This window comes from Baekduia sp. (assembly GCF_035318805.1).
Classification (GTDB): Bacteria; Actinomycetota; Thermoleophilia; order Solirubrobacterales; family Solirubrobacteraceae; genus Baekduia.
In genome coordinates this window covers 31968-44208 of the sequence record NZ_DATHDY010000060.1, presented here as the reverse complement: position 1 = coordinate 44208, position 12241 = coordinate 31968, and the positions used below count along the sequence as shown (strand labels likewise).

At 71.0% G+C, this 12241-nt stretch carries 10 protein-coding genes; 9 read left to right on the top strand and 1 reads right to left on the bottom strand.

Going from position 1 to position 12241, the window contains the following annotated elements; all coding sequences use genetic code 11:
* Positions 1–109 precede the first annotated feature (109 nt).
* Positions 110–709 (top strand): dihydrofolate reductase family protein, encoded by a 600-nt coding sequence (locus tag VK501_RS13875; RefSeq protein WP_324338232.1) that lies wholly within the window; start codon positions 110–112, stop codon positions 707–709.
* A gap of 192 nt (positions 710–901) precedes the next feature.
* On the opposite strand, the gene VK501_RS13870 is transcribed toward VK501_RS13875, so the two are convergent.
* The gene (locus VK501_RS13870) at positions 902–1702 is read right to left on the bottom strand and encodes a helix-turn-helix domain-containing protein (RefSeq protein WP_324338230.1); all 801 of its coding nucleotides are present in this window, start codon (positions 1700–1702) and stop codon (positions 902–904) included.
* 100 nt (positions 1703–1802) lie between these two features.
* Between VK501_RS13870 and VK501_RS13865 the strand changes: the two genes are divergently transcribed.
* From VK501_RS13865 to VK501_RS13830, 8 genes are all read left to right on the top strand, one after another.
* Positions 1803–2351, top strand: a complete 549-nt coding sequence (locus tag VK501_RS13865; protein WP_324338281.1) for a PadR family transcriptional regulator — start codon at positions 1803–1805, stop codon at positions 2349–2351.
* Positions 2348–3073 (top strand): ATP-binding cassette domain-containing protein, encoded by a 726-nt coding sequence (locus VK501_RS13860; protein ID WP_324338228.1) that lies wholly within the window; start codon positions 2348–2350, stop codon positions 3071–3073. The genes VK501_RS13865 and VK501_RS13860 overlap by 4 nt, the downstream gene beginning before the upstream one ends.
* A gap of 11 nt (positions 3074–3084) precedes the next feature.
* The gene (locus VK501_RS13855) at positions 3085–3825 is read left to right on the top strand and encodes an ABC transporter ATP-binding protein (protein WP_324338226.1); all 741 of its coding nucleotides are present in this window, start codon (positions 3085–3087) and stop codon (positions 3823–3825) included.
* A 161-nt stretch (positions 3826–3986) separates the two neighbouring features.
* A complete protein-coding gene (locus VK501_RS13850) occupies positions 3987–6404 on the top strand; it encodes an FtsX-like permease family protein (protein WP_324338279.1) in 2418 nt (805 codons plus the stop codon).
* Positions 6405–6571: 167 nt separating this feature from the next.
* Positions 6572–7627, top strand: a complete 1056-nt coding sequence (locus tag VK501_RS13845) for a DUF2600 family protein (protein WP_324338224.1) — start codon at positions 6572–6574, stop codon at positions 7625–7627.
* A 310-nt stretch (positions 7628–7937) separates the two neighbouring features.
* Complete coding sequence (locus VK501_RS13840) at positions 7938–8393, top strand: hypothetical protein (protein ID WP_324338222.1); 456 nt, start codon at positions 7938–7940, stop codon at positions 8391–8393.
* A gap of 293 nt (positions 8394–8686) precedes the next feature.
* Positions 8687–10255 carry a hypothetical protein gene (locus tag VK501_RS13835; protein ID WP_324338220.1) on the top strand — a complete coding sequence of 523 codons (1569 nt, stop codon included), beginning with the start codon at positions 8687–8689 and terminating at the stop codon, positions 10253–10255.
* Positions 10256–10482: 227 nt separating this feature from the next.
* Complete coding sequence (locus VK501_RS13830; protein ID WP_324338216.1) at positions 10483–12165, top strand: SWIM zinc finger family protein; 1683 nt, start codon at positions 10483–10485, stop codon at positions 12163–12165.
* Positions 12166–12241: the final 76 nt, after the last annotated feature.

Below are 12241 nucleotides of genomic sequence, written 5' to 3'. Positions count from 1 at the left end.
CGCTGGTGCCCTGCTCCATCACGCGCCGGACTGCGGCCCGATGAGTTCCGCCGCGTCGGGCGGTCTGTAATGCGCTGATGCGTAGTACTTCGAGGAGAGGTCAGGGCTGATGGCCAAGGTCGTCGCAGGGATCACGACGTCGGTCGACGGATACATCGCGGGGCCGGGCGACGGTCCCGGCAAAGGACTTGGCGACGGCGGCGAGCGGCTGCACAACTGGGTGTTCGGTGGCCCATGGACCTACGCTGACCAGGCACGAGGGGAGGCGACCGGCGAGGATGCGGCGTGGCTGGCGGACGTCACGGCGAGGGTGGGCGCGGTCGTCGGCGGGCGCTGGACCTACGAGGCGGCGCGGCACTGGGGCGACGAGAACCCGTGGGGCCTGCCGTTCTTCATCGTGACGCACCGGCCGCAGGAACAGCCCGAAGGCGGGGCGTTCACGTTCGTGTCCGGGGTCGAGGCGGCGGTCGAGCGTGCCCTCGAAGCCGCAGGCGGCAAGGACGTCCACGTGATGGGCGGAGCCGAGATCATCCGCCAAGCGCTCGCCGCCGGGATCATCGACGAGTTGACCATCATCATCGCGCCGGTCGTGCTGGGCGGCGGCAAGCGGCTGTTCGAGGGCTTCTCCCAGTCGCTGGACCTGGAGCACCTCGGGGTACGGCAGTCGCCCTTCGCGACGTTCATCGACTACCGGGTGAACAGGTCGTGAGCGGCGTTCCACACCATCGTTCGGGGCGCGGGGTGCCATCTGACTCTCGGCGGCGCGCAACCACTTGCGCTCGGTCAGGCCCAGCTCGGTTGCGACCGCCCGTGGATCGCTCACGAGGGCCAGGCACGAGCTCGCCGACGGCGCTCCACAGTGCGCGGGTCTCCTCGTCCTTGACATCGATCTCGATGTCGATCACGACTCGAGCGCCTTGCGGGCCTCACGTCGGGCGCGCGCGTCATCGCTTTCGAGCAGGTCGAGCAATACCGCGACTCGCGGCGCTCGCCCCCGGTCACCGCCCTCCTCGATGATCGGCCACAGCTCGTCTCGGACCCAGCGGATGCGAACGGCGCCGGCGCCGGCGTCGAGAGCGTGGCCGTCGACGATCTCCTCGCGGCGGCTCGCCGGCGCGTAGACCTCCACGTCGCCGGAGCCTCCGATGAGCCCGACCTCGCTGCCGGCCGAGATGCCGGTGCGCAGCACGTCCGAGCGCGCGGCGACACGTTCGACTTCGGCCGGATGCCCGTCGAACTCCTCGATCTGAGCCCGAGCGCGGAGGCGTGGCGCGTAGTCGGCGAGTGGATGGTCTCGCACCCAGGCGTTGACCCTTGAGACATAGCGGTCGCGACGGGCCATGCGCGCCGCCTGCTCGGATGCACCGGAGGCGGTCAGAATCACGGCCCAGGCCATCTCGTCGTTCAACGGCCGGCCGGCGCCGGGCGGTTGTCGCTGCATCCGGGCGACCTCGCGCGCGTCGAGCCACCAGGCGCCGCCTCTCTTGACCGCCGGAAGGCGCCCAGACGTGATGTGGTGACGTACCGTGATCGCCGAGACGTTCAGCTGCTGGGCCGCCTCCTGCACGCTGATGAGGGCGGGAACGTCCACGGACAAAATACTAGCACAGTCGATGACATTGTGTCCAGGGATGAAGCCGCGACCCTCCGGGGCAATGGACGTCGGGAGGTCGCGAAGAAGTGTGCGGCATGCATCTGCCAACCGTTCTTTGCGTGCCTGGTTGCGACCGCGTCAAAAACACCGGCACGGGTCTACCGAAACAGGTATGTTTGCGTCTCGGAAGGATGTTGAGCCTGTGGCGATGATCCAAGATGCCGTGTTGGGACTGCTGGCCAGGGAGCCGAGTCATGGCTATGCGCTGTGGCAGACGCTCCAGAGCTGGTCCGCCGATCCGGAGTCGGTCCAGAGCTCGTCGGTGTACATGGCGCTCAAGCGCCTGTCGGACGCCGGCGCGATCGAGGTCATCGGGCCGGCCCCCACTCACGGTTCGGGCGAGCGCCCTCGCTTCACGTTCGGCCTCACGGAAGTAGGTCGAGATCGCGTCGACAAGTGGCTGGCTCACCCTCCCGCTTCGACAGAGGAGCTTCGGCTGCGCATCGCGCTGGCGCAGCCGCTCGACGACCTCTCGGCGCTGATCGAGTGGGTGGTCGCCGCGCTCGCCCAGACACAGAAGCGCCTCGGCTCGTCGCCCGCGGATCGCCGGCACATCGATGCGTGGGACGCGGCGAGCGCGATGGCCTTGTCGGCCCTGGAGTTTCGCGAGCTGTCGGCGCGCGCGCAGTGGCTCGCCGAAGCTCACGCACAGCTGCAGACGCTCCACATACTCGCCTCCGAGTATCAACGGCCGTGACGCTCGTCCTGTCACTCGACTCGGTCGAGGTCTGCTACTGGCGCGGGCAGCGCCCGGTGCAGGTGCTGCGGGACGCCTCGATGGACGTGCACGCGGGCGAGGTCGCCGGCGTGTGGGCCAAGGCCCGCGGCGGCAAGACGACGCTGCTCGAGCTCGCTGCCGGCGTCCTCGCTCCCGATCGCGGGCGGGTGCTCATCGACGGCCGTGACCTTGCCGACCTGACGACGCGGCAGACCAGCGAGTTGCTGCACCGCGCGGTCGGCTTGGCGACACGCGCGGGCCCAGCGGTCCCCGACCTTCCGGTGGCAGCGTGGGTCGCGCTGGGGCTCATCCGCCACGTCGACCGTCGCGCCGCCGAGCAGCGCGCGCGGCAGGCGTTGGAGCGCGTCGGCGTCGGCGCGGTGGCCGGCGAGCCGTGGCGGAATCTGTCTGACAGCGAGCGGATCCTCGCCGCCATCGCACGGGCGGTGGTCTGCCAGCCCAGGCTGTTGCTCATCGATGACCCCACCGCGGGGCTCGACATGATCGAGCGCGGCGAGCTTCTCGATCTGCTGCGCTCGATCGCCGCGACGACCGGTGTCGCGGTCCTGATGTCGGCGTCCGACATGGCCGACCTGCAAGGCGTGGAGACGGTCTGGTCGCTGGTCGACGGACACCTGCTCGGGCCGCCGCGGGAGGCCGCAACGGTCCTGGACTTCGCGCGGCGTGCGAAGCAAGGCTAGGTTTCGCGCGCGTGTCGTCCTCCCGAGCCATGCCGGCGGCTGCCTCGACCACGCTTGAGTTCCGCGACGTCGTCAAGGAGTACCGCACCGGCGTAGAGACGGTGCGTGCGGTCAACGACGTGTCGCTTCAGATCGACCCCGGAGAGCTGGTCGCGCTGTTCGGGCCGAGCGGCTCGGGAAAGAGCACGCTGCTCATGATCGCCGCTGCCGTGCTCGCCCCCGACAGCGGTGGCGTGTATGTCAACGGTCGCGACGTCACCGGCCTGTCGTCGCGCGAGGCCGCCGCCTATCGCATGCGCGAGCTCGGCTTCATCAGTCAGGCCATCGACCTGTTGGAGGGCGCCAACGCGGTGACCAATGCCGCCCTCAAGCTCTACGGACTGGGCATGCGCGTCGGGCCCGCGAATCGCCGTGTCGCGAAGATGCTCGAGGCGGTCGGGCTGGGCGAGCGCCTCAAGCACCGACCCCATGAGATGTCGATGGGCGAGCGGCAGCGGGTGATGATCGTCCGGGCGCTCTCCACGGAGCCACGAGTCGTGCTCGCGGACGAGCCCACCGGAGCGCTGGACAGCGAGCGCACCAGCGAGGTCCTGGAGCTCCTGCGGACGGTCACGACCGAGCGCCAGATCGCCACGCTGCTGGTGACCCACGATCCGCAGGCGGCCGCATACGTCGACCGGCTCTACACGTTGCGCGACGGCGCGCTCGCCCCCGGGGCGCAACAGCCGATCCCTGTGCCCACCGCGCCGTGACGGTTGCTTGGGAGCCGCTGCCGCCGCTGCCGCCGCCCTCGCGGCTGCGCCTGCGGAGCGTCCTGGTCCTGTATCGGGTGCGGTTGCGCCGTCGCTGGTTCCAGGAGTTGTTGGCGGTCGCAGGGATCGCCGTCGGCGTCGCGCTGCTCTATGCCGCCTTGGTGGCCAACACCAGCCTCTCGGGGCCGGTTCGGCAGCTCAACCACGGAGTCGTCGGCAACAGCCAGTTACAGCTGGTGGCGCGCGGCGCCGACGGCTTCTCCGACAGCCTCTATCGCGCCGTCCGCGAGGTCCCGGGCGTGCGGGTTGCGGCGCCGATCCTCCAGGCGCCGGCGAGCCTCGTCGGCCCAGGCGGGCGACGGTCGGTGACGATCTACGCGTCCGACCCGCGGATCGTGCGGTTGCAGGGGTCGCTGGTTCAGGGATTCAGCGCGGCCGACCTCGCTCGACAGGAGGCGGTCGCGGTGACGACGGCGACCGCCGACGCGCTCAGCCTGCACACCGGAGACCTCACACGCCTCCAGATCGCCGGGCGGACGCTGGTGGTCGGGATCATCGTTCTCGGGCGCCGCGACATCGGCCCGATGGCCGACACGTCGATCGCCCTGGCGCCGCTCGCCTATCTGCAGAGACTCGCGGGCCTCGAGCACCGGGTCTCGCGGGTGCTCGTGGAGTCGGCGCCAGGCCGCCTGGCGACCGTCCGCGCCCAAATGGAGCGCCTTGCGGCGGGAAAGCTCGACGTGCGCGCCGCCGACTACGAGCCCCGCCTGTTCGAAAAGACATCGCAGCCGACCAGGCAGGCGACGATGATCTCCAGCACGCTCAGTGCACTCGTCGGCTTCATCTTCGCGGCGTGCGCGATGCTCGTGACCGCCGCCGCGCGCCGCGCGCTGGCCGTCGACCTGCGGCGCAGCGGGTTCACGACGCGCCAGATCGGCGGGATCCTGCTGCTCGACGCGCTAGCGCTGGGCGCCTGCGCGGTACTGCTTGGCCTTGCGCTCGGCGAAGTGCTCTCTCGCCGCGGGTTCTCGGCGGACGTCGGGTTCCTCGAAGGCGCGTTCCCGATCGGCGACGAGCGGGTCGTGACCTGGTCGAGCGTCGTGATCGCGGCCACCGGAGGGCTGCTGGCCGCCGCCATCGGCGTCCTCGCGCCGTTGCGCGGTGTCCTTGGCGCGGGCCCGGCCGTCCGGTCACCGGCCTCCGAGCGACGCGCCCGCGCCGCCACACTGACACCTGGTCGTCTCGTCAGCTTGACCGGCGTGATGCTGCTTGGGGTCGCGATCGTCATTACGATCGCGGCGCCCCGCGCAGCGCTCGCAGGTCTCATCGCACTGACGCTCGCCGTCGTCCTGCTGCTCCCCTGCCTCTTCGATGCGGTGAACGTCGCTTGTCGCTGGCTGAGCCGTCGCGTCCCCCGCACGATGATGTCGGTCGAGTTGGCCCTGCCGCAGGTCGCGGCCCCGACGTGGCGGCTGCGGTCGTTGGCGATTGCCACGATCGGCGCTCTGGCGGTCCTCGGCGCCTCGGCGCTTCAGGGCGCCCGCGTCAACCTGCAGGCGGGGCTCGACCGCTCGGCCGCCGATCACGCCCAGGTCACCGACCTGTGGGCGGCGCCACACGGGCCCGGTGATCTGTTCGTGGTCTCCCCGGTCCCGGCGCTGGAGACCCGTCGGCTTGCCGCGATGCCCGGCGTCCGACGCGTCGCGGTCTATCGCGGCAGCTTCCTCGACGTCGCCGGCAACCGCACATGGGTTCACGCGCCCGCCGCCGACTCGGCGCGCCCGATCCCCGGCGCCCAGATCCTCGACGGCTCCGTCGAGGACGCGACCGCTCGGTTCCGTGCCGGCGGTTGGGCGACACTGTCGCGGGTGCTCGCCGACGCGCTGCACGTCCGCGTCGGCCAACGCTTCACGCTCCCTTCGCCTTCGCCAACGACGTTCCGCCTTGCTGCGATCACCGCGAACGTCGGCTGGCCCGGCGGTGCGGTGTTCCTCAACAGCGACGACTACGCGCGCGCGTGGGGCAGCAGCGCGGTCAGCGCGTACCAGCTGGCGCTCAACCCCGGGGTAACGCCCGAACAGGGACTCGCGACCGCTAAGCGGGTCCTCGGGCCGGGTTCAGCACTGCGCGTCGAGACGGCCGCCCAACGGGAGCGTCGCGAGATGGCCGCGAGCCGCGGCGGCTTGTCGCGGCTGCGCCAGATCTCCTCGCTGATGCTGATCGCCGCGGTGATCGCAATGGCGGCCGCGATGGCCGGCCTGCTCTGGCAACAGCGCTCCGCTGTGGCGCGCCAGAAGCTCGATGGGCACAGCACGGCGGTGATGTGGCGCTCATTGGCCGTCGAAAGCGGCGTGCTCATTGGCACCGGGTGCCTGGTCGGTGCGGTGACCTCGCTGCTCGGGCAGGTGCTGTTCAGCCGTGGTCTTCAGGCGATCAGCGGGTTCCCTGTCGTCGCGAGCGTACGCGTCGAGGTCTCCGCAATGAGCTTCGCGCTCGTCACCGCCAGTGCCCTTCTCGTCGTGGCCGTCCCCGGCTACTTGGTCGCACGCATCCAGCCGTCGCTTCGCACCAACGATTAGTCCCAGCACGTCGCCGCCTGAGCACCGGCATGCGCCGGAGAGGTCGACCGGTGCCCGGCGAGCGCAGTCAGAAAGGTGGAACTCGGTTCATGTCTCCCGATACCTGCACGTCGCCAGCCGCCCCGAGCATCCCGGATCTGGGTGTAGCGCCACTGAGCCTGGGCAGCGTGCGAGCGCTCAGCGGAGGCGCCGCGCGCGAGCTACGCTGGGGCCTGGCGGGCGTCAGCCGCGAAGTGCGTCGCTGGCGGGCGCGAGCCGCGCAGATCCCTGACCCTGTCCTGCGCGCCGACGCCGTCGGGTCGCTGGCCGACAAGCGCTACTACGTCGACGGGGCCGTGCTCTTCTGGACGCTTCCGTCGCGCCGAGACGATGAGCTCCTTGCGCTCCTGGTCGCCTACCAGACGATCTCCAACTACCTCGACTACGCAAGCGAGCGGGGCGCCGCGCACCGCGGCGCCAGCGCCGGAAGCCTCATGCTCGCGCTCGTCGACGCCATCGACGTCGATGCGCCCCTCCACGACTACTACGCCGACCACCCATGGAAGGACGACGGCGGCTACCTCCGCGAGCTCGTGCTGCGCTGCCGCAGCGCATGTCTGAACCTACCTCGCTACCGGCACGCTCGGCTGCTGCTCATCCGCGAGGCACGACGCGGCCACGCCCTCGAGCTCTGCCATGACCCGAACCCGCGACGGCGCGACGACGCGCTCGAAGCGTTCGCCGACCGCGAGTTCGGGTCGGCGCCCGATGTGAGCTGGTTCGAGCTGGCCGGAGCTGCGACTTCGCTGTTGGCGGTGATCGTGCTCCTCGCGCTCGCCGCGGACGAGACGAGCACCGACGAGGACCTCCACGCCGCGCTGGACGTCTACTGCCCGTGGGTGGGGACTCTCAGCCTGATGCTCGACAGCTACATCGATCAGGTCGCGGACGCCGAGAGCCGTAGCTGGAGCGCGGTCGCGTACTACCCCAACGCGCAGATCGCGCAGCGGCGCATCGCCCTGCTGATGAGCAAGTCGCTACGCGATGCCGCGCAGCTGCGACATGGCCAGCGCCACACGTTGATCGTCGCGATGATGATCGCGATGTACCTCAGCAGTGACACTGCGACGTCGGGGCCAATGGCGGTGAGCACCCGTCAGCTGCGCCGTGCTGGTGGTCCGCTGACCAGGGCGCTTGTCCCAGTCCTTCGCGGCTGGCGCATCCTGTATCAGCAGCGCCGCTGAGGACCCGCGCCGATGCTCCACAGTGGAACATCGCACAGTGGAAACACCTCACTGTGAGCCTTGTGGCGACGGCTAGGCACTTACTACCTTAGGCCGCAGCCACCATGTGGCTTGCTTCGCAGTGTCGGGCTGATAGCAACGCGCATCGCGTGTCGACATTCGGTACTGACGTTCCAGACCTGCCGATCGGAGGCACCAGAGCGAATGTCGACCAACCAGCAGCAGCGGCGACGGGCCACGCTGCAGCCCCACCCGGTGCTGGCGCGGCTCACGCCGCAGGTCCAATCGATCGTTGCCGGGGCGGCGAGGCGTGATGCGGACAAGCGGTAGCGCCAAGATCACCGACCTCGCGGACCGCCGCGAGCGCGCGGAGCACCAGGCGTGCGAACGCGTCGACCAGGCGCTCGAAGCCGCGCGGGACGATGCGTGTGAATCGTTCTTCGCCGTCCTGGGCGATCCCAGCCACGCCGATACCGAGATCCGGCTCCTCGTTGCGGCGACCTTCGGAGAGCCGACCAAGGACTACACCTACACCGAAGCTCGCTTCGCTGCTCTCCGGTCGCAGGCGCCGGTCGACGACGCTGCCAAGAGGGCGATGGCGTTGGGCATCCTCAAAGCCGTGTCGGAGCCTCTGTACGCACGGGTCCTCGAAGGTGTCGAGATCCTCGAACGCATCGAGGCCCTCGCCGAGGCGGCTGCCGCAGGCCGCCAGGATGCCGCCGACCAGCTGAGGACCCTCGCGCCGATCCTGTTCGCGGATCGGTAGGGGCTCGACGGCGTCGGCCGCTCCAGGCGACGTGGCCGAAACCGGCTGAACGCCGACCCGGCAGCCGGTTGCATAGGGTGAGCGTGCCGCGCTGCGGCGTGTTCAGCCTTAGCGCTGGTCGCCAGTGCTCGCCATTCACCGGCGGGCCCGGGCGCCGCGGATCATTCATGCCGATTTCCACCATCAACGCGCGCGCGTCGCGCGCCGCCAGTGGGCTCCGAGACGCCGTTCGGAGCGCAGGCCAGAATCGACCGCCGCATGGCCTGGGTTGGTCCGGCTGCGCGATGGCGCTGGTGGCGCTCGCCGGGCTCGTGGTCGTCGCCGTGCAGGCGCGCGAGCTGGTCGCCGCCCTGTACCTGAACCCCGACTACGCGTCGGCGCCGGTCATCGCCTCGGCGATCGGCGACGCGCCGCACGATCGCATCGTCACGCTGGGCAACTACCCGTGGTACGAGTCGCTCTGGATGCTGCGCGCCACCGAGTGGCTGCCGGGCCACCGACAGGTGTGGCAGGGTCTGCCGTTCCTCATCAGCGTGGCGACGATCGGGATCGTCGTGCGTTCGTGCTGGCGGACGTTCGGGCCGTGGGCTGCGGCGGCGACCGCTGCGGCGTTGGCCGTCACGAGCTCCGGCATGCGGCCAGTGCTCTTCACGCTGGACGCCCACGGCGGGGCGGTGACGCATGCCGTGGTGCTTGGCGCCGTCCTCGTCGTGGCTGCGCGGCGACCGGCGCTGCCGACGCGCCAACTGGTGCTCGGCGGGGCGGTGCTGGCCGCGTTCACCGCCGCGGGCGCGACCGACCGGCTACTGCTCGTCACGGGGATCCTGCCGTTCGCCCTGGCGCCCTTGCTCGTGTGGTGGCTGACCGGTACCGGCGTCTATCGGCGGCTTGCGATCGCCGCGACGGGTGTCGCCGTCGCCTCGGTGGCGGGCGGCGAGGCGCTCACGGCGCTCATGCATCAGCAGGACGTCGTCCCGCTGCCGACCTTCGTCCTCCACTTTGCCGGCTCCGGTGATGCGCCCGTGCATTTGGAGGTGCTGCTCGACGCGCTCGCCGACCTCGGTGGCGGCCGCTTCTTCGGCGAGCAGGTCGACGCCGGCGGCCTGATCGACGCGATGACTGGCTCGGCCGTGATCCTGGCGGCGCTGGTCGGCTCGGTGGCGGCCATCCGCTGGACGCGCGGGCTGGCCGAGGGGCGAGTCGGACGGGACGGAGGGACTCCGGCGGCGCGCTCCCAGGTCCTCTTCGTGACGTTCTGGCTCCTGGCGTTCGCGCTGCCGGCGTTGTCCTTCATGTTGACCAGCGCGCCACAGGAGGCAGGCAGCTCGCGCTACCTCGTGATCGTGTTCTTCGCGCTTGCAGCCGTGCTTCCGGCGCTCGCCGTCGCGATGCCACGAGCGCGTCGAGTGCTGGTGGTCGGCGTGCTCGGCTTCTCCATCGCGACCCTTGGACGCCACGTCGTGGAGGGCGCAGAGACCTTCGGCGGCGGGCCCAGCGGGCCGGACGCTGCCGCGACGGCGGGCTGGCTCCGTGACCAGGACCTCCACGTCGGCTACGCCGGGTACCAGGACGCACCGGTTCTCACCTGGGCCAGCCGCGGCAAGCTGGCCGTCCACCCGGTGTACACCAACGTGGGTCGCACGACGCAGCCACTGTGCCGGTTCCCGCTCCACACCATCTCGTCCTGGTACACGCCGCGGCCCGCCACCCGCACGTTCATCATCGCCCATGCGCCCGCCGGCTACACCCAGCTCGCCGAACCCTCGCCCGCCTTCGGCCGGCCGGTCGCGACGAAGACCTTCGGGCGGCTGGCGATCTACGTCTATGACCACGACGTGGGGAGCCAGCTCGGAACGGGCTAGGGCGAGGCGGCGATCAGGCTCGGTTGAAGCGGCGCGTAGACGCTCAGCGCCGATCGATCCCAGCGCATGGCGTCGCAGTGCCCGGCGGGCGGGTGCGTCAACCCTGCCACCGCCCTCGCGCGAGCGGAGACCGATGGCTCGCTGCGGGTGTCGGCGGCCCTGTGGATCCGGGTGCCGTGTCATCGTGACGGTGTGCGTTGGGGTAGACGGTGAGTCGCATCAGGTTGGTGGAGGTGTTGGACGAGGAGGTCCTCGCGGGGCTGGCGGGCCCGCGGTCCTTCGCGCGCGGGCTGGGGTACGCGGCCGATGGCGCGGTGGCCGGGCTGCGGGTGGCCGGGGAGGTGGTGGAGGCGACGGTGCAGGGCACCCATGCCTACCGGGTGCGGCTTGGCGTAGGTACCGGCGGGCGTGTGGAGCACTCGTGCTCGTGTCCGGCGGCGGAGGACGGGGCGTGTTGCAAGCACTGCGTGGCGGTCGGCCTGCGGTGGCTGCGCGGCCATGATGGTGCGGATGAGGAGCAGGTGCTGCGTGCGTACCTGCACGGGCTCGGCGTCGACGGACTGGTGGATCTCGTCGTCGAGCAGGCCGGCGTCGATCTGCGGTTCGGCGAGCGGCTGGCCGCGCGGGCGTTGCGGGCCGCGGATGGTCCGGTCGACATGGGCGCGTGCCGAGCGCTCTTGGATCGGGCGATGCGGGTGCGCGGTTACGTGGACTACCAGGAGGCGTGGGGATTCTTCCAGGGCGTCGAGGACGCCATCGACACGATCGCTGAGCTGCTGGAGGACGGGCACTCGGGCGAGGTCGTCGAGCTCTGCGAGCACGCCGCGGGGCTCCTGGACGCGACGGTCGGGGAGGTCGACGACTCCGACGGCGGGACGATGGACGCGCTGGGGCGGCTGGAGGAGCTGCACCTCGCGGCCTGCGCCGGCGTGGACGTCGATCCGGTCGCGCTGGCCGAGCGGCTGTTCTCGATGGCCATGGCCAGCGAGCTGGACACCTTCTCCGAGGCGCCGCAGCGCTACGCCGAGATCCTCGGGCCCGAAGGGCTGGCGCGCTTCGGCGAGCTCGTCGAGAAGGCATGGGCCAAGGGCGAGGACGAGGAGAGCGCGTGGCTGCTGGAGTCCTGGGCCGAGCAGATGGCCCGCCAGGCCGGGGATGTCGACCGGCTGGTGGCGATCAAGTCCCGCGATCTCACCGACGACTGGGGCTACCAGCAGGTCGTCGAGGTGCTGGTCGAGGCGCAGTGGCCCGACGAGGCGCTCGCGTGGGCGCAGCGCGGCCTAGACGCGCGTGCCGTGCACCACCAGCCGGCGTTGCGCGACTTCGTCGCGACCGCGTACCGCGCCGGCGGCCGGCTCGAGGAGGCCGTCGCGCTGCGCGCGGAGCAGCTTCGCGACACGCCGTCGCTGGAGGCCTACCAGGCGCTCAAGCACGACGCCGACGCGCTCGGCGCGTGGCCGGAACATCGCCAGGCGGCGTTGGCCCAGCTGCGCGACACGGTTGCACCCTCGCCGAAGGCGCCGCGTTGGGGGCGGCGGGACCGCTCCACGTTGGTGGAGATCTTCCTCTGGGAGCGACGTCGGCGCGGCGTGGGAGGAGGCCCAGGCCGGCGGCTGCTCGGAGTCGCTGTGGCGCCGGCTGGCCCTCGCGCGCGCCAAGGATCGCCCGCAAGACACGGTGGCCGTCTACAGCAAGCTCGTCGGCCAGACCGTCGGCGCGACCAACAACCGCGCCTACGAGCACGCGGTGCAGCTGCTCGCCGAGCTCGAGCAGGCGCTGCCCGCGCGCGCTGTCGACGAGCACCGTCGGCTGGTGGCCGAGGTCCGCGAGCTCTACCGGCGCAAGCGCAACTTCGCCAAGCTGCTGGACCAGCGCTGGCCGGCCGGCGCGTCGGCGTGAAGGCCAAATGAGGCGCCGCGCGGCCGGGCATGGTCTCCGAGCTCTGGCTGTCGAGCCCGGGCTGCGGGGCGTGCGCGCCTCTCCTCG

Coding starts and splice junctions, on each gene's coding strand:
- VK501_RS13875 (WP_324338232.1), top strand. CDS start 110: ATGGCCAAGGTCGTCGCAGGGATCACGACGTCGGTCGACGGATACATC.
- VK501_RS13865 (WP_324338281.1), top strand. CDS start 1,803: ATGATCCAAGATGCCGTGTTGGGACTGCTGGCCAGGGAGCCGAGTCAT.